Here is a 25,046-nt window from a genome sequence, read left to right as displayed (position 1 = left end):
AGAAGAAGGTTCTCCCAGCGATGCCCGACTCCGCCGTGTTCGTGCCCCACTTCCACTGGGACCGGGAGTGGTACGAACCGTTCCAGGTCTTCCGGCACCGGCTCGTCCAGGCCCTCGACACCGTCCTGGAGACGGCCGAGGCAGACCCCGACTTCCGGTTCACCGTCGACGGGCAGATGGCCGCCGTCGAGGACTACCTGGAGATGCGCCCCGAGAACCGGGACCGGCTCGCGGCACTGGTCCGCGAGGGACGGCTCGCCGTCGGCCCCTGGCTCATCCTCCTCGACGAGTTCCTCTGCTCCGGCGAGACCATCGTGCGCAACCTCCAGATGGGCTGGGCGGCCGCGGACCGCCTGGGCGGTGCGATGCCCATCGGCTACCTGCCCGACATGTTCGGCCACATCGCCCAGATGCCCCAGATCCTGGCCCGCGCCGGCATCGAGCACGCGGCACTGTGGCGGGGCGTCCCGGGCACCGTCGACGGCCACGCCTTCCGCTGGCGCGCCCCCGACGGCTCGCAGGTCCGCACCGAATTCCTCTTCGACGGCTACGACAACGGCCTCGACGTCCTCCTGGTGCCCGACCGGATCGCCGGCGCGCTGGACGAGTACGCCGGCATGACGGCCGAACGATGGGGCGGCGACCCGGTGCTGGCCATGGCCGGCACCGATCACCACGCGCCGGATCCTCGCCTGGCGTCCTGGCTGCGGCGGGCCGCCGAGGAGGGCCGTGCCATCACCGTCGCGACGCTCGACGAGTACATCCGCAAGCACACGCGCGACGAGGTCCAGGCCGTCGTCACCGGTGAACTGCGCAGCCACGTACGCGGGAACATCCTGCCCGGCGTCCTGTCGGTGCGGCTCGGCCTCAAGCAGCGGATGGCCCTCGCCGAACGCACGGTCGACCACGCCGAGCGCATGAACGCGCTGTGCTCCGCACAGGACGACTCCCCCTTTCTCGCCCTCGCCTGGCACAAGATCATCGAATCGACGGCGCACGACTCGGTGGTGGGATCGGGCACCGACGAGACCTGCGACCAGGTCGCGGCACGTCTCGCCGAGGCCGCGCAGACCGCCCGCGCGGTGCGCGACGCGGCACTCGCCGCCCCCGCAGCACTGGTGCCCGCGGACGGCCACCTGGTCGCCAACCCGCTCACGTCCCCGCGTACCGCGCTGGTCGAGGTGGATGTCGTGGCGCCCGGCGAAGGCGCGGTCCTGATCGCACGGTCGGCCGACGGTTCCGTGCAGCCCGTGCAACTGGTCTCCGAGGCCCCCACCGTCCTCAGCGACGAACGCATGGACGCCTTGCATCTGGAGCGGGTGCTGCGCCGCATCCACCGCCGCGAGCTCTTCGGCCGGCTCATCGACCACTACGAGCTCACCCCCCACTCGCTCGTCTTCCATCTCGCCGAGGTCCCCACCAGCGGGCCCTTCGATCTGATGGTGCTGCGTCGGGAGGTCGCCGCGGCGGCCGCCGCGCACCCGGGCCAGTGGCAGGTGCGGACACTGACGCAGGCCCGCGCGAGCGCGCTGGTGCCGGTGCACGTCCCGGCCCTCGGCCTGACGAGCTTCCGCGTCGAGGCGGGCGAGCCGTCCGCCGCCCCCAAGCCGCCGGTCGCACCCGCCACCGCCACCTCGCGCACCCTCTCCAACGGACTGGTCGAGGTCGAAGTGGCCGCGGACGGCACCCTGGACGTGACCGGCCCCGACGGGACGGTCCTGTACGGCGTCGGCCGGCTCGTCGACGGCGGCGACCGGGGTGACAGCTACAACTACGCACCCCCGGCCGCCGACGTCGTGGTGTCCGAGCCCGTGCACGTCACCGTCGACCTCGTCGAGAGCGGTCCCCTGCGCGCCCGGCTGCGCGTCACGCGCCTCTACGCATGGCCGGCCGCGCTCTCCAGCGACCGTGACGTGCGCAGCGAACAAAGGGTGCGCACGCCGGTGGAGATGCTCGTGGAGGTACGCACCGGGGAACCGTTCGTCCGTGTCTCCACCTCGTTCCTCAACCGGTCCGCCGACCACCGGCTGCGCCTGCACGTGCCGCTGCCCGAGCGGGTGGAAGGCTCCGCGGCCGCCGGGCAGTTCGCCGTCACCGCCCGCGGTCTCACCGCTGAGGGCGGCTGGGGCGAGTACCCGCTGCCGACCTTCCCCGCCAGTGCCTTCGTGTCGGCGGGCGCGGCCACCGTGCTGCTCGACCACTCCACCGAGTACGAACTGGTCGAGGACGGCTCCGCCCTCGCCCTCACCCTGCTGCGCGCCATCGGGTCGATCAGTGTCAACATCCACCCCCTGAGGGACGAGCCCGCGGCGAGCGAGATCCCCACGCCCGGCGCCCAGGAGCTCGGCGTGCGGATCGAGCACCGCTTCGCCGTCGTCCCCTCGGCGGCAGGCTGGCAGGATGCCCGAGCCGTCGCCCTGGCCGAGGAGTTCCGCAACGAGGTGCTCGTCACCCGCGGCACCGGGCCCGGTGACGGACAACTGCCGCCTGCCGCGGCCGGGATCCGGGTCGACGGTGAGAACGTCCAGGTCTCCTGCGTCCGCCGCGTCGTCGACCCCGCCCTCGGCACCGGGACCGAGATCCGGTTGACCGCCCTGCGGGATACCGCCTCCACGGTCCGCCTGACCGGAACGTTCACCGAAGCCACCACGGTCGACCTGCTCGGCAGAGCCCTCGCCCCGGTGCCGGTCGACGACGGACTCGAACTCTCCCTCGGCCCCTGGGAGATCCGGACCCTCGTGCTCAGGTGACCGTCAAGTCCCGCCGCCAGCACGCCACTTGCCAGCAGAAAGTAGTTCACCCTTGCCTTCCGAGCTCTCCGCCCTCGTATCGGACGTCACGCCGGGGCGCGGCGCACTCCGCCCGGCCCGCTCCTGGCTCCACTCCGACGCCCCCGCCCTGTCCCTGAACGGCTCCTGGCGCTTCCGCCTGTCCCCTACGGCGACGGTGGCGGAGGACTTCGCCGCCGAGGGCTTCGACGACCACGACTGGCACGACATGGCCGTGCCCTCGCACTGGGTACTCCAGGGCGACGGCGCCCACGGCCGGCCGATCTACACCAACGTCCAGTTCCCGTTCCCGATAGACCCGCCGTACGTCCCCGACGAGAACCCGACCGGTGACTACCGGCGCGCCTTCGAACTGCCTGCGGACTGGACGGACGCCGAGCGGGTCGTGCTGCGCTTCGACGGTGTCGAGTCACTGTTCCGCGTGTGGGTCAACGGGGTCGAGGCCGGCAGCGCCGGCGGCAGCCGCCTCGCCCACGAGTTCGACGTGACGTCGTCGGTACGTCAGGGCGACAACGTCATCGCCGTACGGGTGCACCAGTGGTCCGCCGCGAGCTACCTCGAGGACCAGGACCAGTGGTGGCTGCCGGGCATCTTCCGTGACGTCACGCTCCTCGCCCGCCCCGCGGCCGGCATCGAGGACGTCTGGCTGCGGACCGGCTTCGACTCCGGCCGCGGGCACATCGACCCCGAGATCGTCGCCGACACGACGGCTTTCCCCGTCACGCTGCGCATCCCCGAACTCGGCATCGAGGAGACATGGGCCACGGCAGCCGACCTCGCTCCCCTCGACCTCCCCGAGGTCGAACCCTGGTCCGCCGAGCGCCCTCGCCTCTACCAGGCCACGGTGTCCAACGCGGCCGAGACCATCTCCCTGCGCGTGGGCTTCCGCACCGTGGAGATCCGGGGGGACCAGTTCCTGGTCAACGGCCGGCGCGTGGTCTTCCACGGCGTGAACCGCCACGAGACGCACCCCGAGCGCGGCCGTGTCTTCGACGAGGAGCACGCCCGCGAGGACCTCGCCCTGATGAAGCGGTTCAATGTCAACGCCATCCGCACCAGCCACTACCCGCCACACCCGAGGCTGCTCGACCTCGCCGACGAGTACGGCTTCTGGGTCATTCTCGAATGCGACCTGGAGACGCACGGATTCCACAAGGTCGACTGGAAGGGGAATCCCAGCGACGACCCGGCCTGGCGCGAGGCGTACCTCGACCGCATCCGCCGCACGGTGGAACGGGACAAGAACCACCCGAGCATCGTCATCTGGTCGCTCGGCAACGAGGCGGGCACCGGCAGCAACCTGGCCGCCATGTCCTCCTGGGTCCACGCCCGCGACGCCGGCCGGCCCGTGCACTACGAGGGCGATCATGCCGGCGAGTACACGGACGTCTACTCCCGCATGTACTCGTCCGTGCCGGAGACCGAGGCGATCGGCACCGACGGTTCACGCGTGCCGCTGCTCGACTGCACTCCCGCCCAGGGAGCGCGGCAGCGTACGAAGCCGTTCCTGCTGTGCGAGTACGCCCACGCCATGGGAAACGGGCCTGGAGCCTTCGATCAGTACGAGGCGCTGGTGCACGCACACCCCCGCCTGCACGGCGGCTTCGTGTGGGAGTGGCGCGACCACGGCATCCTGGCGAGGACAGCGGAGGGCACGCCGTTCTACGCCTACGGCGGTGACTTCGGCGAGGTCGTGCACGACGGCAACTTCGTGATGGACGGCATGGTCCTCAGCGACGACACGCCGACGCCGAGCCTGCACGAGTTCAAGGCGGTCGTGCAGCCCATGGCGTTCTCCTTCGAAGGAGACAAGCTCGGCGTCTCGAACCTGCGGCACTCGGCCGACACCTCGGACCTGCGGTTGCGGTGGCGTGTCGAGCATGACGGACGAGTTGTGGAGTCGGGCGAACTGGAAGCGCCCGTCGTCGCGGCGGGAGGGTCGGAGTGGGTGCCACTGCCGCCGGTCCCCGTCGCCCCGGACGCCGAGACCTGGCTCACCGTCGAGGCCGTACTGGCCACGGCGACCCCTTGGGCCGAGGAAGGGCACGTGGTGGCGACGGCCCAGTCGGACCGCTCGGTACGTCGTCCCGTCCCCGCCGTGCGCACCCGGGCAGACTGGCAGCAGGGCACCGGAACGCTGACCCTGGGCGTGGCGGAGTTCGTCGACGGGTCCTTGGTACGTCTGGCCGGGCGGGCTGTGTCGGATCCACGGCTGGAGCTGTTCCGGGCACCGACCGACAACGACGAGGGCGCCTCCGACGAGGTCGAGAACAGCGACGCCTCCGTACCGGGCGTCTCGAACGCCGAACTGTGGCGGCGTGAGGGACTGCACCGGCTGACGACACGGCGCGTGAGCGTCGAACGGGCCGAGGACGCCCTGCGCACCCTCGACAAGGTGTCGGCTGCGGATTCCGACCTGTTCGTGATGGTGGAGACCATCTGGACGCTCGACGGTGGAGAACTCGAACTGCGCGTGGAGATCGAGCCGTCGAGCGGCTGGCGCACGGTGTGGCCGCGGGTCGGGATCCGTCTGGCCCTGCCCGATGGCACGCAGCCCGTGGACGGGGCCGAGTGGTTCGGCCTCGGTCCGCTGGAGTCCTACCCGGACAGCGTCCGGGCGGCGCTCACGGGCCGCTTCTCCTCCTCCGTCCGCGACCTGGCGGTCGACTACGCCCGCCCCCAGGAGACGGGACACCGTTCCGGGCTGCGCGAGTTGTCGCTGACGAGCGGCGGTCACGAGGTGCTGCACCTCGTCGCGCTGCCCGACACCCGCGGACGCCGACCCGGCTTCGTCCTCAGCCGCCACACACCCCAGGAGATCACCGCGGCCGATCACCCCTACGAACTCCCCGTTTCCACCACGACGCACCTGCACATCGACGCGGCCCAGCACGGCCTGGGCTCACGCGCCTGCGGCCCGGACGTCTGGCCGGACTTCGCCCTGCGCCCGGAGGCATACACGATCCGGCTGCGGATCGGCGGGCCGCGGTGAAGCCGGTGAGGTGACAGGGGCTGGTGACGGCGGTGCCTGTCTGCGGGCAGGAAGCGGGAGGCACCGCCGCCCTCGCACCACGGTTCCGTCCTTCCACCGCTGCCGGTGGCCAGAGGCAATGAGCGGCGTCGTGACTCAGGTGACGGGAAAGCGGTCAGGAGCGAGCGCGGCAAGGAGGGACTCGATGACCAGTTCCGTGGACGCTGCCATGTCGACGGCGTCCGGGTCGAGAAGCCACTGCGTCTGGAGCCCGTCCATGACGGCGATGACCGCGTTGGCGGCGTGCCGTACGCGGTCCTCGTCCGCCTCTGCGAGCCCGCACGCCTCGGTCATGGCCTCGGATACGAAAGCCCGCAACCCGGCGTACCGGTCTCGGAAGTAGCCCTGGGCCGGATGGTCATCGGTGACGGACTCGGCCGACAGTACGGCGTAGAGCCGGACGATGCCCTCGCGCTCGGCGTTGCGGTACGCGGTGTCGACGAGGTGGCGGAGAAACCTCAGCCCCGTCGGCCTTTGGGTGCCGAGTTGCTCGATGTCCGTCTCGTCGCGCAGTTCGAGGACGCTGGTGAGCAACAGTGACTTGGAACGGAAGTAGTGCAGGACGCCTGCCTGGGTCAGCCCGACGCGGTCGGCGATCTCGGCCAGGGAGGCGTTGTTGTAGCCCCGGGCCGCGAAGGTGTCCATCGCGATGCGGAGGATGTCCTGCTGTCGGCGTTGGGCCTCGGCGCTGCGAGGGACGCGGGGCCCTTTCCGAGCGCCACGTCCCACTCCGCTTACTGACTGGTCAGTCACTCGCACCAGCCTACGCCGACTCTGCCCGCCCCCGGATGATCTTTTCACCTTCGCTCGACATTGTGACGCACACCACTTACTAAGTACTTAGTAAGTGTGCTTTCATGACGCCGTTCTTCCGCTGGACCCGCATGCCACCCCCTGATGACCGAGTCCTACACGCGCCGCAAGTGACGCCCGAGTCCTGCACGCGCCGCAGCGCGGCACCCCTCCCCTGATCACCCTCCCGACCGGCCGGCAACACGGTTCCGGTTCGGCGTACCGAGTGCACCACCCTTCGAGCCCCGATCGGCTCGCACCTCCTCGCACCCCACGGCGAGCCGGTCGGCACCCCCCACCTGTCACCGACCCGAAGGAGACCCGCACCGTGTCACACCGCAGCAGAACCAGTCCGACACGGGCCGGGGCCACCGCCCTGGCCCTGGCTCTCGCCGTCACCGGTCTCAGCTTCACCGGCGGCGAAACCGCGCAGGCCGCCGACCCCGTCGCGCAGGTGTGGGTCACCACGCCGGACGGCTCCCGCAGGCTCAGTCCCGACGGCAGCCCGGCCTTCAACAGTTCTCCGCAGGGCATCGACCTGCGTATCGACGCGAACCAGAGGGGGCAGCGTTACACCGGAGCCGGAGCCTCGGTCACCGGCGCCTCAGCGCGCCTCATACAAGGACTCCCGCAGGACCGGCGCAGTGAGCTCATGCGGTCGCTTTTCTCCACCTCGGGCGACGGCATCGGCCTGTCCTACCTGCGCCAGCCGCTCGGCAGCAGCGACTTCGACGCGACGAACGACCCGCACTCCTACGAGGACACGCGCGGGCAGTTCTCCATCGACCGGGACAGACAGGAGATCATCCCGGTCATCAAGCAGGCCCTCGGGGTCAACCCGTCCATCCGCCTGATGGGCACGCCCTGGTCGCCACCTGCCTGGATGAAGACGAACAACTCACTCAACGGCGGCAGCCTCAAGCCCGAGAACTACGGCGATTTCGCGGACTACCTGGTCAAGACGATCAAGGCGTACGGCCAGGAGGGCATCACCCTGACCGACCTGACGGTGCAGAACGAGCCGGAGAACCCCACGAGCTATCCCTCGATGTCGATGACCTCGGCACAGCAGGCCGACTTCATCAAGGTGCTCGATCCCAGGCTGACGGCAGCCGGCCTGCCGACCAACATCCTGGCCTTCGACCACAACTGGGACCACCCGAACTACCCGCTCGACGTCTTCTCCCGTACGTCCGGGATCAACCGCGTGATCGGTGCCGCCTTCCACTGCTACGGCGGCAGCCCCTCCGCGCAGCAGCAGGTGATCAACGCGGGCAGGCGAGTGTTCTTCACCGAGTGCTCCGGTACCGAGAGCAGCAACCCGGCCAACACCTTCGGCGACAGCCTGCGCTGGCAGGCCGAGAACCTCGTCGTACAGAACATGCGCAACGGTGGCGAGACCGTGGTGACGTGGAACCTCGCGCTCGACCAGAACGGTGGGCCGCACCAGGGGCTCTGCGGCACCCGGTGCAACGGCGTCGTGGAGATCGCGGGCGGCAACGTCAACCGGGGTGCGGAGTACTACTCGCTCGGCCACATCAGCAAATTCGTCAAGGCTGGCGCGACCCGGATCGGCTCCACCAGCCAGGGCGGCGGCGGTGTGCAGGACGTCGCCTTCCAGAACCCGGACGGCTCCCGTGTCGCCTACGTGGTGAACACCTCCGGCAGCGCCCAACGCTTCTCCCTCACCGACAACGGCCGGTCCCTCGCCTACACCTTGCCGGCCGGCGCTGTGGCCACCTTCGTATGGAACCCGGCTGACGGCGGTTCCACCGGGCCGATCGACTCCGGCACCTGGTACCGAGTGGCGAACGCGGGCAGCGGCGCCTGCCTGGACGCCGCCGACTGGGGCACGGCCAACGGAACCGCCCTGCAGCAGTGGACCTGCGGCGACGGAGCCAACCAGAAGTGGCAGTTCCGGTCGACGGGTGACGGCTACTACCAGGTCGTCAACCAGCACAACAACAAGTCCTGGGACGTCGACGGCGGCACCGGCGCGACGGCCGACGGCACCAAAGTCCACCTGTGGGACTACGTGGGCGGCACCAACCAGCAGTGGCGCCCTGAGTCCATCGCCTCAGGTGGATACCGCTTCGTGACCCGGCACAGCGGAAAGTGTCTGGCCGTGGACGGCGGCTCGACAGCCAACGGCGCGAAGCTGTCCCAGCAGCCCTGCTCCGGCGCGACGGCCCAGTCGTTCAGCCTGACCGGCTGACCTGCGCGCCTGATTCTCCCACCTGTCCAGCAGCGGGGTACGGCCCCTCGGCCGGCCCCGCTGCCGTCGTACCGCGTGGCCGTCCCGACCCCACGCCGCCGTCCGTGATCACAAGTGCGTCATACATGATGACGGAGTGCATGCAGCTTCCGGACAAGCGTGAACGACGAGGGAACCGTGACCTATCAACTCAGCTTCTTCTGCCGCTCTGGAGAAGAGAGCGGGGACGAGGCACTTGATCGTCTGTTGGATCACCTCCTGGAGAGCGGCGTCCCTCTGGTCGGCGAGTGCCTGGGACCGTACGAGGCACCGGTGGCCGCCTTCAGGCTCGGTACTGGCCGCAGCGGCAGCGACAGGCCAGTCGCGGACCTGTTGACGCTGGAAGTACACGTGGGCGTAGCCGAGATCGCTGAGTCCGTGATCGCCGCTTCGCCGAACGACGAGCACGGCATCTGGGGATGCGACTTGCTGGCCACTGTCACCCTCAGCGGGGACAACCCCGACTGGCCTCTGGTGGACCGCATCTGGGCCGCCGTGGTGAGCCTGTGGGGTGCGGTTCCGTGGGACGAGTCCTCAGGATTCGAGATTGCTGCCGGGACATCGCAGCACTGAGCTTTCAGCAGGATCTTGCCCGGTCGGCGGCCTTAAGGCGCCGAGGCTCAGCCTCGCCGGCCCCAGTCCAGGCGGTCGGCCAGACCGGCGGCAGCGAAGGCGGCTGCCAACTCGTCATGGCCCTCCGTGAAATGGGCCCAACTGTCGTAGTGGACGGGGATCACGCGGCGGGCGCCGAGGAGTTGGGCCGCCTCGGCTGCCTGGGCGCTGCTCAGGACGATCAACTGGTTGGCGAAGAGTTCGGGGAAGCGGGGGGCGCCGGCGAAGAGGAGTGCGGTGTCAATGGGGGCGAAGCGCTCGGCTATCTCCTTGACCACGTCGAGGGAGGCGTTGTCGCCGCTGACGTAGACGGTCGGCAGGTCCTCTCCGGTCAGGACGAAGCCGACGACCTGTCCGGTCACGCGCTCGACCTTCTCACGCGGGCCGGGGCCGTGTATGGCGGGGACTCCTGTCACGGTGATCGTGCCGCCGTCAGGGCGGTTCAGTTCGACGGATTCCCAGTCGGCCAGACCCTTGGCTCCGTCCTTGAGGCGCTGCCCGCCGCCAGGGGTGGTGAGGGTGAGCCCGACGTCGGCAAGCAGGGCCCGGCCGGACTTGTCCAGGTTGTCGGGATGCTCGTCGTGCGACAGCAGAACCACGTCTATGGAGCCGAGATCGGCGGGGACCCCGCTGGAGGGGGCTGTCTTGGTGAGGAATCGGCCGTCAGGACGGGCGTAGTCGCCCGGGGCGTCGAAGGTCGGGTCGGTGAGGAAGCGCAGGCCGCCGTACTCGAAGAGGGCGGTGGGGCCACCGAAGACCCGGACCGGGAAGGGATGGGCGGTTGCGGGAAGAGAAGACATGAAGCACCTCACGGATGAGCGTCTTTTAACCGTGAGAAGAACCTAGTCGCTTCTCACGGATACACGCAAGGACTAACATGAGAAACGTGAAAGAGTCCCCGACTGACCAGCTCGGTCTGCCGCCCGCTCAGGGCGAGGAGGAGCACCTCTCCCTCGCCCTCGCCAACAGCGCGATCGTGCTGACGGGCGGGCACACGGTCGATCTTCTGGGCACCCCCGCGCAGGCGAACCACTGGTTGACGGAACGCGGTCTCGCACCGGTCGACGCCGGCATGCGGGAGATGTGCGCGACCCAACTACGCTCGCTGCGCGAACAGATCAGGTCGCTGTTCGCCGCTCGCGCCGAAGGGCTGGCTGCCCTCCCCGCCGCGATCAGGGCCGTCAACGACGCGATGACCCGCGTTCCCACCGCTCCGCTGCTGCAGTGGGACGACAAAACCGGCCCCTACCGCTCCACCCCGCACCCCACCACCGCGATCGTCGACCACGCCCTGGCCACCCTCGCCGCTGACGCCGCCGACCTGCTCACGGGCCCCGACGCGGACCGCCTCACCGCCTGCGGCTCCGCCCCCTGCAACCGCTACCTGCTCCGCCACGGCCGCCGCCACTGGTGCTCCACCCGCTGCGGCGACCGCGCACGCGCCGCCCGCGCCTACGCCCGCCGCACCGCCTCTCCCTGACACCGAACCCAGCGTCCACCCGTCCTGAAGCCGCTTCTGATTCCGGCGCCACGCGTCACCCGAGGGCGGCCGTCCGAATGCGCCCGCACAGCCCCGGTGTGAGACTGCTGAACCATGGGCGCCAGACGGCTCGCGACCTGAGGGAGGCGGAACGAGGTGACGATGCCCGAGGCCGGTGAGGACCAGTTGCACCAGTTCCTGGCCGACTCGGCCAACCGGACCGTCGACCTCACCACCGCCATGGCCCGCTGCACCAAGGCCCTCGGGTTGCGTCACTCGGTGGCCTACCTCGCCGACATCCAGCAACGTCACCTGGTCCCGCTGACCGATGTGACCGCGACGCTCCCCATCGACGACTCCCTGGCCGGCTGGACGTACCGCACCCAGTCCCTGCGAGTCGAGCCCGCGGACTCCGGCGCGATGGTGGCCTGGTTCCCCTTGCTGGACGGCGCCGAACGACTGGGAGTCCTGGCCGTCCACTCCCCCTCCCTCACCGCCGCCTCCCTGAATCGCGGCAAGGCCCTGGCCACCCTCGTGGCGATGATGGTCACCTCCCGGCGCACCTTCAAGGACTCCTACGTCCAGCGCACCCGCACCGAACGCATGCAACTGCCCTCCGAGATGCTGCGCGCCTTCCTGCCGCCCCGGACGATCGGCAACACACGCGTGGTCTCCACGGCCGTCCTCGAACCCGCCTACGAGATCGGCGGCGACGCCTTCGCCCACGCCCTCACCGAGACGACGCTGCACGCCACCGTCCTCGACGCCATGGGGCACGACCTCGCCTCCGGCCTGACCAGTGCCCTCTCCCTCGCGGCCTGCCGCAACGCCCGCCGCGTCGGAGCCGAACTGCCCGAACTGGCACAGACCGTGGACGACGCCCTGGCCCAATGGCTGCCCAACCAGTTCTGCACCGGCGTCCTCGCCCAACTGGATCTCGCCTCGGGCGTTCTGCGGTGGTACAACTGCGGACACCCCGCCCCCTTGCTCATCCGGGACCAACGGCTGATCGAGGGTGCCTTGGAGAGAGACGCCGACCCTCCGCTGGGACTGCCGTCCCTGCTCGGCGACCGCGGCCGCACGATCCACGAGGTGACACTGCGACCGGGCGACCGGGTCCTGCTCTACACCGACGGTGTCACCGAGGCCCGCACCCACGACGGGGAGTTGTTCGGGCTCCAGCGGTTCGCCGACTACGTCATCCGCGCAACCGCCGCGGGAGAGCTGGCCCCGGAGAGCCTGCGGCGGCTGATCCACTCGATCCTGGACGCGGAGACCAGCCGGCTCCGGGACGACGCGACCATCATGCTGGTGGAGTGGCAACCGCGTACGCAGTGACGCACGAACGGGACGCGGCCGCCGCCGCCCCGCCGGCCGCGAGGCCGGGCAATCAGCAGGCGCCGGCCGTTCTGGGGGAAGCGTCGAACCCAGGGAACTGCCCCGGCCTGAGGCGCAGTTGCTCCAGAGCTTGCTTCAGCTACTCGTAGCGTGCTGCGTGCGCACCGCGATGTCTCCATCAGGTAATTGCGAGGACTGCCCCATAATTTGCGGACGTGCATCGACCTCCGGAGACGTTCACTCAGGCGACTCAACCCACCCATGACCGACCTGACGGCGGACGGCAGAGGGCAGCGGCCGCAAGCAGTGCACACCCGGACGCGGGGCGCCGCTCGGCCTCTCTCCTTCCGCTTTGCCACCGTTATCGGGGACGTGCGCCACGCCGCCGAACTCCCCGTGCCACCCCCTCACGCCCCAGGCTCACGGTCGCCTGCACGAGGCCCCCCTTGCGTCGCTGACGACTAGCCGACGCTCAACTGTCGAGCAATTACAAAACTGACGCGCAATCTTGCGCAGTCTTGTCAGCGGTGGTTGAGTGTGGCCCGCCCCACAACGCACCCGAGCACAGTCGGTGGGGCCTCCTCCACGTCATGCCCGAAGGGGACCCACCCATGAGAGTTGCCCGGTTCCGTCGTACGCGTCGCGCCAGCGCGGCCGCCCTTGTCTCCGCGCTCACCCTGACCGCCCTGGCCGCCTGCGGCACCAGCAGCAGCAGCGACGACAGCGACGGCTCCCAGGGGAACGGAGCGAGCGACCCGTCCGCCCCGCTGGACCCCAAGACGAAGGTGACCATCACCATCGACTGCATGCCTCCGACCGCGAAGGCGGCCGAGCTGAAGGAGTGGAAGGAGGACGTCGCCGAGTTCAACAAGACGTACCCCAACGTCACCATCGAGGGACGCTCCACTCCCGGCCAGTGCCTGGAGCCCGCCCGCTTCACCGCCATGCTGAAGGCCAAGTCGCAACCGGACGTCTTCTACACCTACTTCACCGACCTGGACCAGGTGCTCTCCGAGAACGGCGCCGCAGACATCAGCGCGTACGTCAGCGACAAGTCGGTGCCGGCGCTCAAGGACATCGACCCCAACGTGCTCGGCCAGCTCAAGAAGGACGGCAAGCTCTACGGTCTGCCCACCAGCAACTACACGATGGGCCTGCTCATCAACCGCAAGCTGTTCAAGCAGGCCGGCCTCGACCCCGACAGTCCGCCGCGTACCTGGGACGAGGTCCGTTCCGCCGCCAAGAAGATCGCCGACCTGGGCGACGGTATCGCGGGATTCGGTGAGTACAGTGCCGGCAACACCGGCGGCTGGCACTTCACCGCCCAGCTCTACAGCCGGGGCGGGAACATCGTCGACGCGAGCGGCAAGAAAGCCGCCTTCAACGACACCCTCGGCAAGCAGGTCGCCGAGAACCTCCACGCCATGCGCTGGGAGGACGACAGCATGGGCAAGACCCAGTTGCTGAAGTGGGGCGACCTCCAGAAGCAGATCGCCACCGACAAGCTCGGCATGTACCTCGCCGCCCCGGACGACATCGCGTACATGGTCCAGCAACTCGGCGCCACGTACGAGAACTTCGGCATGGGCCCGATCCCCGGCGGACAGAGCACCCTCGCCGGCGGCAACAACTACATGATCAAGCAGGGCATCTCCGGCGACAAGATCAAGGCCGCGATCGCCTGGCTCAACTTCAAGAACCTCACCGTCGGCAAGGGCCAGTTCGACTGGGAGCGGACCAAGGCCGACAAGCTCCCGGTCGGTGTGCCGCAGCCCAACTTCTGGCTCAACGAGTCCAAGACCAAGGACGACGCCGCGCGCCAGGCGAACGCCACCATGCCGGTCGCCAACTTCAAGACGTTCATGGACAACCCGGTGCCGGGCAAGGCCGAGCCGCCGAAGGCGCAGGAGATCTACAAGGTCCTCGACAACGTCATGTCCGGCATCCTCACCAACAAGAACGCCGACGTCGACAAGCTGCTTGCCACCGCCGAGTCGCAGGTCAACCAGGTCCTGGCCAACCAGTGACCGGCACGGGCGGGGCGGCCGGAAGGCGGCCCCGCCCGGCAGCAGATCCAGCAGCCCAGCACCGAGGAGCGACGATGTCGGCCCCGAGCCTGACCCCGAGCAAGGCGGGACCCTCCCGCCCTCCCGAGCCGCGCGCGGCGGGCCCATCGACCCGCGGCGGCTCCTTCGCCAACAGCCTCAGGCGCAACCTGACGGCCCACGGCTTCCTCATCGGAGCCGTGCTGTGTTTCCTGGTGTTCTCCTGGTACCCGATGATCCGGGAGTTCCTGCTCGCCTTCCAGAAGACCGAGAGCGGACAGACGACCTGGGTCGGCCTCGACAACCTCGAAACCGTCTTCAACGACCCGGCGTTCTGGCAGGCCTGGCGCAACACGCTCCTGTTCACCGTCCTCGCGCTGATCTTCGGCTTCGCGGTGCCGTTCGTCGCCGCCGTGGTCATCAACGAGTTCCGGCACGGGCAGGGCTACCTCAGGCTGCTCGTCTATCTGCCCGTGATGCTGCCGCCCGTCGCCTCGGTGCTGCTCTTCAAGTACCTCTACGACCCCGGATACGGCCTGCTCAACGAGGTGTTCGGGTTCTTCGGGGTGCCCGCGCAGCAGTGGCTCCAGGATCCCGACCTGTCCATGCTCTCCGTCGTCATCGCAGCGACCTGGATGAACATGGGCGGCGCCACCCTGATCTACCTCGCGGCGCTCCAGGGCGTCCCGGGCGAACTGTACGAGGCGGCGGAACTCGACGGTGCCGGCCTGCTCCGCAAGATCTGGCACATCACCATCCCGCAGACCCGGCTCATCCTCTCACTGATGCTGCTCATGCAGATCATCGCGACGATGCAGGTCTTCGTCGAACCCTTCCTCCTGACCGGCGGCGCCGGCCCCGAAGGCTCCACGACCACCGTCGTCTACCTGATCTACCAGTACGCGTTCAACTTCAACAACTACGGCGCCGCGGCGGCGCTCGGCCTGCTGCTCCTCGTCCTGCTCGCCGGATTCTCGGCGCTCTACGTGAAGCTCAGCCGCGCCGAGGACAAGTAGGCCAGGGAGCCCACCATGTCGACACGCACACTCATCTCGCCCGCAACCCTCGCCAGGCCGAAGGGCAAGGCGGTGTACTGGACGGTCTTCGCCGTGGTCGTCGCCGGATTCACGCTGGCCTTCCTCGGACCGCTCTACTGGCTCGTCTCCAGCGGCTTCAAGGACACCCAGGAGGTCGTCCAGACCCCGCCCACCCTGGTGCCGAAGAGCTTCACACCGGACAGCTACAGCCGCGCCTGGGACGTCATGGACCTGTCCTCCCTGCTGTTCAACACCCTGTACTACGCGTTCGGCGCCCTCGCCTTCCAGCTCGTCCTGGACGTGGCGGCCGCCTACTCGCTGTCCAAGCTGCGTCCCGTCCTGGGCAAGGCGATCCTGGGCATGATGCTCGCGACGCTGATGATCCCCGCCACCGTGCTCGTCGTCCCCCAGTACCTGACGGTTCTCGACGTGCCGCTCGTGGAGCGCAACCTGCTGAACTCACCCTGGGTGATCTGGCTGCCGTCCGTCACCAACGCCTTCAACATCTTCCTGCTGAAGCGCTTCTTCGACTCCATACCGCAGGAACTGCTCGACGCCGCCTCCATGGACGGCGCCGGCCCGCTGCGCACCCTGTGGTCCATCGTGCTGCCGATCTCCCGCCCCATCCTGGGCGTGGTCTCGATCTTCGCGGTCGTCGGAGTCTGGAAGGATTTCTTGTGGCCGATGCTCACCCTGCCCGACCCCGCCAAGCAGACCCTGAACGTCGGTATCTACTCCCTGTCCAACGGCGTCCCCGTCAACGTACTGATCGCGGCGCTGACCATCGCCTCGATACCGACACTGCTGATCTTCCTGGTCTTCCAGCGCAACATCATGAGCGGCCTGACCGCCGGAGGCCTCAAAGGCTGACGGCCACCACCTGACGGCCACCACCGCGAACCTGGCTCCGCCCTGCCCCCCAAGGACTCGCCGCCGCCCCGTCACCACCCGCCCCGCAGCGACCGGAGCGGCGGCGAGGCACCTCTTCCTGCCCGAAAGGACCACTCTGTGGCAGCCCCTCACGCACCCGGCCCCGACCTCTGGTGGCGCGACGCCGTCATCTACCAGGTGTACCCCCGCAGCTTCGCCGACGGCGACGGCGACGGCACCGGTGACCTCGCGGGCGTCCGGGCGAGACTGCCCTACCTCGCCGAACTCGGCGTCGACGCCGTGTGGTTCACCCCGTGGTACGCCTCGCCCCTCGTCGACGGCGGTTACGACGTCGCCGACTACCGCACCATCGACCCCGCCTTCGGCACCCTCGCCGAGGCCGAGAAGCTGATCGCCGAGGCCGCCGCGGTCGGTATCCGCGTCATCGTCGACATCGTCCCCAACCACGTGTCCAACCAGCACGCCTGGTTCCAGGCGGCCCTGGCCGCCGGCCCCGGCAGCCCGGAGCGGGAGCGGTTCCACTTCCGCCCCGGACGCGGCGAGCACGGGGAACTGCCCCCGAACAACTGGCCCTCCCAGTTCTCGGGCCCCACCTGGACGCGCGTCCCGGACGGCGAGTGGTACCTGCACCTGTTCACCCCCGAGCAGCCCGATCTCAACTGGTCCCACCCCGAGGTCCGCCAGGAGCACGAGGACGTGCTGCGCTTCTGGTTCGAGCGCGGTGTCGCCGGTGTTCGCATCGATTCCGCCGCGCTGCTCGCCAAGGATCCCGCGCTCGCCGACTTCGTGGAGGACGTGGACCCCCACCCGTACATCGACCAGGACGAGCTCCACGACATCTACCGGTCCTGGCGTGCCGTGGCCGACGAGTACGGCGGCGTCTTCGTCGGCGAGGTGTGGCTGCCCGACGCCGAGCGCTTCGCCCGCTATCTGCGCCCCGACGAGCTCCACACCGCGTTCAACTTCAACTTCCTCGCCTGCCCCTGGGAGCCGGACCGGCTGCGGCGCACCATCGACAACACCCTCGCCGAGCATGCCCCTGTCGGAGCTCCCGCGACCTGGGTGCTGTGCAATCACGACGTCACCCGCACCGTCACCCGCTACGGCCGCGAGGACACCGGGTTCGACTTCGCCGCCAAGCGTTTCGGCACCCCCACGGACCTCGCACTGGGGACGCGTCGTGCCCGGGCCGCCGCCCTGCTGACCCTGGCCCTGCCCGGTTCGGTCTACCTCTACCAGGGCGAGGAACTGGGCCTGCCCGAGGCCGACATCCCCCTCGACCGTATCCAGGACCCCATGCACTTCCGCTCCGGCGGCGTCGATCCCGGCCGCGACGGCTGCCGGGTCCCGCTGCCGTGGGAGGCGCAGGCCCCCGCCTACGGTTTCGGCACGGGGGCCGCGCCCTGGCTGCCGCAGCCCGAGGACTGGGCGCCGTACGCGGTGGACCGCCAGAGCGGTGACCCGCGGTCGATGCTCACGCTCTACCGCGAGGCGCTGCGCATCCGGCGCTCCGAGCCGGCCTTCGGCCACGGGCCGATGCAGTGGCTGCCCGCCGAGGTGGGAGTGCTGGCCTTCGCCCGTCCCGGGGGACCGATCTGCGTGGTCAACCTGTCCGAGGCGCCCGTCGATCTGCCGGTGGCCGGCGAAGTGCTCCTGTCCAGCGGCCCGTTGGAGAGCGACGGCAAGCTGCCGTCGGACACGGCCGTCTGGCTGCGGACCGCCTGACCCGGCTGCCCCTGCGCGCCTCGTCGGCCGGGCGCGCGGGCACCACCCCGGCAGTGCGACACCGAACCACGGCACCGCTCACCCTTCCCCCGACCGCATCCGCAGGTGTCTTCCCTTCGACAGAAGCGAGATCCGATGTCCTCCAGACGCGTCCGCACACACACCGGCACGAGAACCACCGCCGTGCTCTGCGCACTCCTCACCCTCGGCTCGGTGGCAGGCACCACGGCCGCCGCCGCACCCGGCGGGTCGCACGACGGCCGCGGCAACCGCCCGGTGCTGACCCGGGCGGGGCTGGAGCCGGCGCTGGTCGCCGGGCGCGGCGCGGACGTGGACTTCGACGAGCAGGAAGCCGAGAACGTCACCACCAACGGAACCGTCATCGGCCCCGACCGCACCCCGTACACGCTCGCGTCGGAGGCGTCCGGGCGCAAGGCCGTCAAACTGTCCCCCGGACAGTACGTCGAGTTCGTCCTGCCACGCGCCGCGAACGCTCTCAACCTGCGCTACAGCATCCCCGACGCACCTGGGGGTGGCGGGATCACCGCCCCCCTCGACGTGAGCGTCGCCGGCCGGCACCGCACGACGATGACGCTCACCTCGCAGTACTCCTGGCTGTACAACCAGTACCCCTTCACCAACGACCCCGACGCCGACCTCCTGCACCCCGACTGGTGGATCGCCGAGTGCTCCTGCGTTCCGTCGGCCACCACACCGGCCCCGCGGATCGACAAGCCGTTCCGCCCCACCCACTTCTACGACGAGCAGCGTCTGCTCCTCGGCCGCACCTACCGTGCGGGTGACGTCGTACGGCTGACGGTTCCCACCGGCAGCGGCGCGGCCTGGACCGTCGTGGACCTGTTCGACACCCAGCTGGTGGGCGCGCCGAAGACCGTCCGCGGCGGCGTGGACGTCCGGGCCTTCGGAGCGGACCCCAGCGGACGACGGGACGCGGCACCCGCCATCGAGCGGGCCATCGCGTTCGCCCGCCGCGCCGACCGGCCCGTCTACCTTCCGCCGGGCACTTTCCAGGTCAACCGGCACATCGAGGTCGACGACGTCACCCTCACCGGTGCGGGCAGTTGGTACACGATCCTCAAGGGGCGCCAGGTCACCCTGGACACGCCCGCGCCCGACGGGTCCCGGCACACCGGTGTAGGGCTGTACGGCAGGAGCGCGGCGGACGGCGGCAGCCGCAATGTCCACCTGTCCGGCTTCGCGATCGAGGGCGACGTCCGGGAACGGGTCGACACCGATCAGGTCAACGCGATCGGCGGAGCCATGAGCGACTCCACCATCAACGGCCTGTACCTGCACCACACCAAGGTGGGGTTGTGGTTCGACGGCCCCATGCGTGACCTCCGCGTCAGCGACAACGTGATCGTCGACCAGATCGCCGACGCCCTGAACTTCCACACCGGCGTGACGGGTTCGAACGTGCACAACAACTTCGTCCGCAACTCGGGCGACGACGGTCTGGCGATGTGGTCGCAGACAACGGCCGACACCGGCAACACCTTCTCCCACAACACGGTGCAGTCCCCGACGCTCGCCAACGGCATCGCGGTCTACGGGGGCCGCGACAACACCGTCAGCGGCAACCTCGTCGCCGACCCGGTGCGCGAGGGCAGCGCCCTGCACGTCGGCTCACGCTTCGGCTCCGAGCCGTTCGGCGGGTACCTGCGTTTCCAGGACAACACCACCGTCCGGGCCGGCACCCTCGACCTCAACTGGCGGATCGGTCTGGGCGCCCTCTGGTTCTACGCCCTGGACCGCTCCATCGACGCCGACATCCGGGTCACCGGAGACCACTACCTCGACAGCACCCACAACGCGATCATGCTGGTCAGCGAGTACGGGGTGAAGGACCTCTACGACATCCCCGCGGTGCACTTCAAGGACATCCGCGTCGACGGCACCGGCAACTCGGTCGTCAGCGCCCGTACGAAGGGGTCCGCGACCTTCGAGAACGTGGACGCACGCAATGTCGGCGCGGTGGGCGTGAACAACTGCGGCTCCTTCAACTTCCCGACGAGCGGATCGGAGTTCACGCTCACCGACCTCGGGGGCAACGACGGGGGCTGGCTGGCCGACTGGCTGCTGCCGAACACCATCACCTGCGACGACCGGCCGCCTGTGGTGCCGCCGCCGGCGCCCTCCCGCTGGTGAGCGCGGGACCGCCCGCAAACGCGGCTGCCGTCGGTGCGGTGAGAGCTGCAAGGCGAACGTCTTCGGGAGAGCGGAAAATCGGATTCTGTCGCAATTGGCTTGCGTTTTTTGCGTTAGGCTTGCGTTCATGACGCGACGACTTGCTCAGGTGGCGAAGAAGGTTGGGGTCAGCGAGGCAACGGTCAGCCGTGTCCTCAACGGGAAGCCCGGTGTCTCCGAGGGGACCCGCCAGTCGGTCCTCACCGCCCTGGACGTCCTCGGTTACGAGAGGCCGACCCAACTGCGCGGGGAGCGCGCGCGGCTGGTCGGCCTCGTGCTCCCGGAGCTCCAGAACCCGATCTTTCCCGCGTTCGCCGAGGTCATCGGGGGTGCTCTGGCCCAGCAGGGACTGACTCCGGTGCTGTGCACGCAGACCCGCGGCGGCGTGTCGGAGGCCGACTACGTGGAGCTGCTGCTCCAGCAGCAGGTCTCCGGCGTCATCTTCGCGGGCGGTCTGTTCGCGCAGGCCGACGCCCCGCACGAGCACTACCACCAGTTGGCGGAGCGGAAGATCCCGGTCGTGCTGGTCAACGCCTCCATCGACGGGCTGGACTTTCCTTGCGTGGCGTGCGACGACGCGGTCGCGGTCGAGCAGGCGTGGCGCCACCTCGCCTCGCTGGGCCACCGGAGGATCGGCCTCGTCCTCGGCCCTCCGGACCACATGCCCTCGCGCCGCAAGCTAGCGGCCGCACAGGTGGCCGCCGCTGCGGTGGGCACGGTCTGGGACGACGCCCTGGTGCAGCGGTCGATCTTCTCCCTGGAGGGTGGCCAGGCGGCCACCGCGCGGCTGTTGGACGCGGGTGTCACCGGCATCGTCTGCGCCAGTGACCCGCTGGCCCTGGGCGCCATCCGGGCCGCGCGCCGACGGGGGCTGTCCGTGCCCTCCGAGGTGTCGGTGGTCGGCTTCGACGACTCGGCGTTCATGACCTGCACGGAACCACCGTTGACCACGGTGCGGCAGCCGATCGAGGCCATGGGCCGCGCGGCGGTCGACCTGCTGTGCACCCAGATCCAGGGAACCGCGGCGCACCCCGGTGAGCTGCTGTTCGAGCCGGAGCTGGTGGTACGCGGTTCGACGGCCCAGCCACCCGTCGAGTGAGCCTGCCCGTCTGAGTCAGCGCAGCCCTGCGGCACCGGTGTCACCGCCTTCAGGCGGTCTCGACGCCGGTGCCGTCGTCGTTTCCGCGACCCTGTTTTGTCGTGAACTTGACGGAACCGTTGACAAAGCCGTCACGCTGGAGAAACCTGTCACCTCAGCGTTGCAAGTGAGTCACAGAACTACTCAATAAATCGACTCAACGGCGCCACCCCTCAACGAAGTCATGCTGGGTCCTCGGCATGCGGCCTCCTCACCCCCACCACGGCCTCCCCCGCGCGCGCCCCCGCCCGCCGGCCCGGTCCGAGCGGGGGCGGGAAAGTCCGTGCCGCGCCCGGGGTGCGGAGAGGCCAACATGAGACGTACACACCTGAGAAGACGGCTGGGGACAGGCCTGCTCGCGGCGGGCCTGACCGTTCTCGGACTGCTCCCCGTCCCAGCCCATGCCGCCCCCGCCGAGGTCAACCTCGCCCTCGGCCGCACGGCCACGGCGGGCGGCTCCCTGGGCGGCTATCAGGCCGCCAACGTGACGGACGGCAGTCAACAGTCGTACTGGGAGGGACCCGCGGGCTCCTTCCCGCAGTGGGTGCAGGTCGACCTCGGCGCGGCGGTCTCCCTGGACCGTGTCGCGCTGAAGCTGCCCACGAGCTGGGAGACACGTACCCAGTCCCTGTCCGTCCTCGGCAGCACCAACGGCGACTCGTTCACCACGCTCGTCGGGGCACAGGGCCGCACCTTCAACCCGTCCGCCGCCAACACGGTCGGCATCGACCTGCCGACCGCCACAGCCCGCTACGTGCGCATCCAGATCGCCTCCAACACCGGGTGGAACGCTGCCCAGTTGTCCGAACTGGAAGTCTTCGGCGAAGGCGGCCAAAACCCGGAGGAGCCGCCGACCGAGGCCGGCGACCTGGCCCGGGGCAAGCCGGTCGAGGCCTCCTCGACGACCCAGAACTACGTCGCGGCCAACGCCAACGACGGCAACCTCGGCACCTATTGGGAGTCGGCCGGCTTCCCGGCGAACCTCACGGTCAAGCTCGGCTCCGACGCCGACGTCGAAGCCGTACGGGTCAGGCTCAACCCCGACGCGGCCTGGGGACCGCGCACCCAGGCATTCGAGATCCTCGGCAGGGCCTCGGACCAGACCTCCTTCAAGAGCCTCAAGGCACGCGCCGACTACGCCTTCAGCCCCTCGTCCGGCGGCAACAGCGTCCTCGTCCCGGTCACCGGCCGCGTCGCCGACGTACGGCTCGCCTTCGCCTCCAACACCGGTGCTCCGGGTGCCCAGGTCGCCGAGATCGAGGTACTCGGCACCGCCACCCCGCAGCCGGACCTCGTCGTCACCGACCTCACCTGGTCCCCCGCCTCCCCGTCCGAGGCGGACGCTGTGAGCGTCAAGGCCACCGTCCGCAACGCGGGCAACGCCGCCGCACCCGCGAGCACCCTCGACGTCAGCGTCGAGGGAACCGTCGCCGGATCGGCCTCCGTCGGCTCGCTCGCCGCGGGACAGTCCACAACGGTCGACGTACCCGTGGGCAAGCGGCCGATGGGCTCCTACACCGTCTCCGCGGTGGTCGACCCCAACGACACTGTCACCGAGTCCGACAACGGCAACAACAGCCGCACCGCGGCCACGAAGCTGACCGTCTCGCAGAGCCCCGGACCCGACCTCACGGTCACCGGGATCACCACCAACCCGTCCTCCCCCGCGGTCGGCGCCGACGTCTCCTTCACCGTCGCGGTCCGCAACCGCGGCACCACCGCCGTCGCCGCGGGGACCGTCACCCAGCTGACCGTCGGCAGCAGCACCCTCCGGGGCACCGCACCCGCGATCGCCGCCGGCACCACGGCCGACGTCACGATCGGCGGCACCTGGAAGGCCACCAGCGGCGGTGCGACCCTGACGGCCACCGCGGACGCCACCAACACGGTCGCGGAGACCAACGAGGGCAACAACGTCTTCGCCCGCTCCATCGTCGTAGGACGCGGAGCCGCCGTGCCCTACACCGAGTACCAGGCGGAAGCCGGACGCTACCGCGGCAGCCTGCTCGTCGCCGACCGCAAGCGGACCTTCGGCCACACCAACTTCGCCACCGAGTCCTCGGGCCGCGAATCGGTACGTCTCGACACCACCGGCGACTACGTGGAGTTCACCTCCACCAACGCCGCCAACTCCGTCGTCGTCCGCAACTCCATCCCCGACGCCGCTGCCGGTGGCGGCCGGGACGCGACCCTCAGCCTCTACGCCGACGGGACGTTCGTGCGCAAGCTGAACCTGTCCTCGAAGCACAGCTGGCTGTACGGCAGCACCGACGATCCCGAGGGGCTCACCAACCGGCCCGGCGGCGACGCGCGGCGCCTGTTCGACGAGGCAAGCGCACTGCTGAGCAGGAGCTACCCCGCAGGCACGACCTTCCGTCTCCAGCGCGACGCCGGAGACGACGCCGCCTACTACGTCGTGGACCTCGTCGACCTGGAACAGGTCGCCCCCGCGGCCTCGAAGCCCGCCGAATGCACATCCATCACCGCCTACGGCGCCGTCCCCAACGACGGCATAGACGACACCGACGCCATCCAGCGGGCTGTCACCGCCGACCAGAACGGCACGATCGACTGCGTGTGGATCCCCGCCGGACAGTGGCGCCAGGAGCAGAAGATCCTCACCGACGACCCGCTCAACCGGGGGCAATACAACCAGGTCGGCATCCGTGACGTGACCATCCGCGGCGCCGGCATGTGGCACTCGCAGCTGTACACGCTGACCGCGCCGCAGGACGCGGGCGGCATCAACCACCCGCATGAGGGCAACTTCGGCTTCGACATCGACGACAACACCAAGATCTCCGACATCGCGATCTTCGGATCCGGCACGATCCGCGGCGGCGACGGCAACGCCGAGGGCGGCGTCGGCCTCAACGGCCGCTTCGGCAAGAACACGAAGATCAGCAACGTCTGGATCGAGCACGCCAACGTCGGCGTCTGGGTCGGCCGCGACTACTCCAACATCCCCGAGCTCTGGAACCCGGGGGACGGACTGGAGTTCACCGGCATGCGGGTGCGCGACACCTACGCCGACGGCATCAACTTCACCAACGGCACCCGCAACTCGACCGTCTACAACTCGTCCTTCCGCAACACCGGCGACGACGCGCTCGCCGTGTGGGCCAGCAAGTACGTCAAGGACACGTCCGTCGACGTCGGCCACGACAACCACTTCCGCAACAACACCGTCCAACTGCCCTGGCGCGCCAACGGCATCGCGGTGTACGGCGGTTACGGCAACACCGTCGAGAACAACGTCGTCTCCGACACGATGAACTACCCCGGCATCATGCTGGCCACCGACCACGACCCGATCCCGTTCTCGGGACAGACCCTCATCGCCAACAACGCGCTGCACCGCACCGGCGGGGCGTTCTGGGGCGAGGCCCAGGAGTTCGGCGCCATCACCCTGTTCGCGCAGGGCCCCGACATACCGGGCGTGACCATCCGGGACACCGAGATCCACGACTCGACGTACGACGGCCTCCAGTTCAAGACGGGGGGCGGCGCGATGCCGGGCGTGAAGGTGAGCAACGTCCGCATCGACACCTCGGTCAACGGCTGCGGAGTCCTCGCGATGGGCGGGGCCCGCGGCAGCGCGACCCTCACCGGCGTGAACATCACCGGCTCGGCGGAGGGCGACGTCTGCGTCGAACCGGGCTCGCAGTTCCAGATCACCCGCAACTGACGACGCACGCACCGGACG

At 69.6% G+C, this 25,046-nt stretch carries 15 protein-coding genes; 13 read left to right on the top strand and 2 right to left on the bottom strand.

Going from position 1 to position 25,046, the window contains the following annotated elements; all coding sequences use genetic code 11:
• The first annotated feature begins 20 nt into the window (after positions 1-20).
• Entirely contained in the window at positions 21-2,750 is a 2,730-nt protein-coding gene (locus M2163_RS44985; protein ID WP_280847062.1) for an alpha-mannosidase, read from the top strand.
• 52 nt (positions 2,751-2,802) lie between these two features.
• Positions 2,803-5,781 carry a glycoside hydrolase family 2 TIM barrel-domain containing protein gene (locus M2163_RS44980; protein ID WP_280897017.1) on the top strand — a complete coding sequence of 993 codons (2,979 nt, stop codon included), beginning with the start codon at positions 2,803-2,805 and terminating at the stop codon, positions 5,779-5,781.
• Positions 5,782-5,916: 135 nt separating this feature from the next.
• Here the strand turns inward: M2163_RS44980 and M2163_RS44975 are convergent, their stop codons facing one another.
• A complete protein-coding gene (locus M2163_RS44975; protein ID WP_280847064.1) occupies positions 5,917-6,549 on the bottom strand; it encodes a TetR/AcrR family transcriptional regulator in 633 nt (210 codons plus the stop codon).
• Between the two features lie 391 nt (positions 6,550-6,940).
• Here M2163_RS44975 and M2163_RS44970 point away from each other — a divergent pair, with 391 nt between their 5' ends.
• Both M2163_RS44970 and M2163_RS44965 read left to right on the top strand, forming a co-directional pair.
• The gene (locus tag M2163_RS44970; RefSeq protein WP_280847065.1) at positions 6,941-8,827 is read left to right on the top strand and encodes an RICIN domain-containing protein; all 1,887 of its coding nucleotides are present in this window, start codon (positions 6,941-6,943) and stop codon (positions 8,825-8,827) included.
• Between the two features lie 177 nt (positions 8,828-9,004).
• Positions 9,005-9,439, top strand: a complete 435-nt coding sequence (locus M2163_RS44965) for a hypothetical protein (RefSeq protein WP_280897016.1) — start codon at positions 9,005-9,007, stop codon at positions 9,437-9,439.
• 47 nt (positions 9,440-9,486) lie between these two features.
• On the opposite strand, the gene M2163_RS44960 is transcribed toward M2163_RS44965, so the two are convergent.
• Positions 9,487-10,278 (bottom strand): MBL fold metallo-hydrolase, encoded by a 792-nt coding sequence (locus M2163_RS44960; RefSeq protein WP_280897015.1) that lies wholly within the window; start codon positions 10,276-10,278, stop codon positions 9,487-9,489.
• 77 nt (positions 10,279-10,355) lie between these two features.
• Here M2163_RS44960 and M2163_RS44955 point away from each other — a divergent pair, with 77 nt between their 5' ends.
• The 9 genes from M2163_RS44955 to M2163_RS44915 all read left to right on the top strand — a co-directional run bounded on the left by M2163_RS44955 (position 10,356) and on the right by M2163_RS44915 (position 25,028).
• Positions 10,356-10,958, top strand: a complete 603-nt coding sequence (locus M2163_RS44955) for an ABATE domain-containing protein (protein ID WP_280897014.1) — start codon at positions 10,356-10,358, stop codon at positions 10,956-10,958.
• Between the two features lie 162 nt (positions 10,959-11,120).
• Positions 11,121-12,296, top strand: a complete 1,176-nt coding sequence (locus tag M2163_RS44950) for a PP2C family protein-serine/threonine phosphatase (RefSeq protein WP_348541390.1) — start codon at positions 11,121-11,123, stop codon at positions 12,294-12,296.
• A 611-nt stretch (positions 12,297-12,907) separates the two neighbouring features.
• Positions 12,908-14,323: an extracellular solute-binding protein gene (locus tag M2163_RS44945; protein WP_280897012.1), complete on the top strand. Its 1,416-nt coding sequence runs from the start codon at positions 12,908-12,910 to the stop codon at positions 14,321-14,323.
• A gap of 74 nt (positions 14,324-14,397) precedes the next feature.
• The gene (locus tag M2163_RS44940) at positions 14,398-15,357 is read left to right on the top strand and encodes a sugar ABC transporter permease (RefSeq protein WP_280847070.1); all 960 of its coding nucleotides are present in this window, start codon (positions 14,398-14,400) and stop codon (positions 15,355-15,357) included.
• A gap of 15 nt (positions 15,358-15,372) precedes the next feature.
• Complete coding sequence (locus M2163_RS44935; RefSeq protein WP_280897011.1) at positions 15,373-16,248, top strand: carbohydrate ABC transporter permease; 876 nt, start codon at positions 15,373-15,375, stop codon at positions 16,246-16,248.
• A gap of 138 nt (positions 16,249-16,386) precedes the next feature.
• The gene (locus tag M2163_RS44930; RefSeq protein WP_280897010.1) at positions 16,387-17,994 is read left to right on the top strand and encodes a glycoside hydrolase family 13 protein; all 1,608 of its coding nucleotides are present in this window, start codon (positions 16,387-16,389) and stop codon (positions 17,992-17,994) included.
• A 135-nt stretch (positions 17,995-18,129) separates the two neighbouring features.
• Positions 18,130-20,163 carry a glycosyl hydrolase family 28-related protein gene (locus M2163_RS44925; protein ID WP_280897009.1) on the top strand — a complete coding sequence of 678 codons (2,034 nt, stop codon included), beginning with the start codon at positions 18,130-18,132 and terminating at the stop codon, positions 20,161-20,163.
• 127 nt (positions 20,164-20,290) lie between these two features.
• Positions 20,291-21,301: a LacI family DNA-binding transcriptional regulator gene (locus M2163_RS44920; protein WP_280897008.1), complete on the top strand. Its 1,011-nt coding sequence runs from the start codon at positions 20,291-20,293 to the stop codon at positions 21,299-21,301.
• Between the two features lie 352 nt (positions 21,302-21,653).
• The gene (locus tag M2163_RS44915; RefSeq protein ID WP_280897007.1) at positions 21,654-25,028 is read left to right on the top strand and encodes a CARDB domain-containing protein; all 3,375 of its coding nucleotides are present in this window, start codon (positions 21,654-21,656) and stop codon (positions 25,026-25,028) included.
• Positions 25,029-25,046: the final 18 nt, after the last annotated feature.

It is taken from the genome of Streptomyces sp. SAI-135, assembly GCF_029893805.1.
Taxonomy (GTDB): domain Bacteria; phylum Actinomycetota; class Actinomycetes; order Streptomycetales; family Streptomycetaceae; genus Streptomyces.
The sequence above is the reverse complement of the archived record's forward strand: the minus strand, read 5'-3'. Positions and strand labels throughout refer to the sequence as shown.

What these genes read in the sequence shown, in the direction of transcription:
- M2163_RS44940 (WP_280847070.1), top strand. Translation starts at nt 14,398, where the DNA reads ATGTCGGCCCCGAGCCTGACCCCGAGCAAGGCGGGACCCTCCCGCCCT.
- M2163_RS44935 (WP_280897011.1), top strand. Translation starts at nt 15,373, where the DNA reads ATGTCGACACGCACACTCATCTCGCCCGCAACCCTCGCCAGGCCGAAG.
- M2163_RS44920 (WP_280897008.1), top strand. Translation starts at nt 20,291, where the DNA reads ATGACGCGACGACTTGCTCAGGTGGCGAAGAAGGTTGGGGTCAGCGAG.
- M2163_RS44955 (WP_280897014.1), top strand. Translation starts at nt 10,356, where the DNA reads ATGAGAAACGTGAAAGAGTCCCCGACTGACCAGCTCGGTCTGCCGCCC.
- M2163_RS44915 (WP_280897007.1), top strand. Translation starts at nt 21,654, where the DNA reads ATGAGACGTACACACCTGAGAAGACGGCTGGGGACAGGCCTGCTCGCG.
- M2163_RS44985 (WP_280847062.1), top strand. Translation starts at nt 21, where the DNA reads ATGCCCGACTCCGCCGTGTTCGTGCCCCACTTCCACTGGGACCGGGAG.
- M2163_RS44945 (WP_280897012.1), top strand. Translation starts at nt 12,908, where the DNA reads ATGAGAGTTGCCCGGTTCCGTCGTACGCGTCGCGCCAGCGCGGCCGCC.
- M2163_RS44960 (WP_280897015.1), bottom strand. Translation starts at nt 10,278, where the DNA reads ATGTCTTCTCTTCCCGCAACCGCCCATCCCTTCCCGGTCCGGGTCTTC.
- M2163_RS44925 (WP_280897009.1), top strand. Translation starts at nt 18,130, where the DNA reads ATGTCCTCCAGACGCGTCCGCACACACACCGGCACGAGAACCACCGCC.
- M2163_RS44950 (WP_348541390.1), top strand. Translation starts at nt 11,121, where the DNA reads ATGCCCGAGGCCGGTGAGGACCAGTTGCACCAGTTCCTGGCCGACTCG.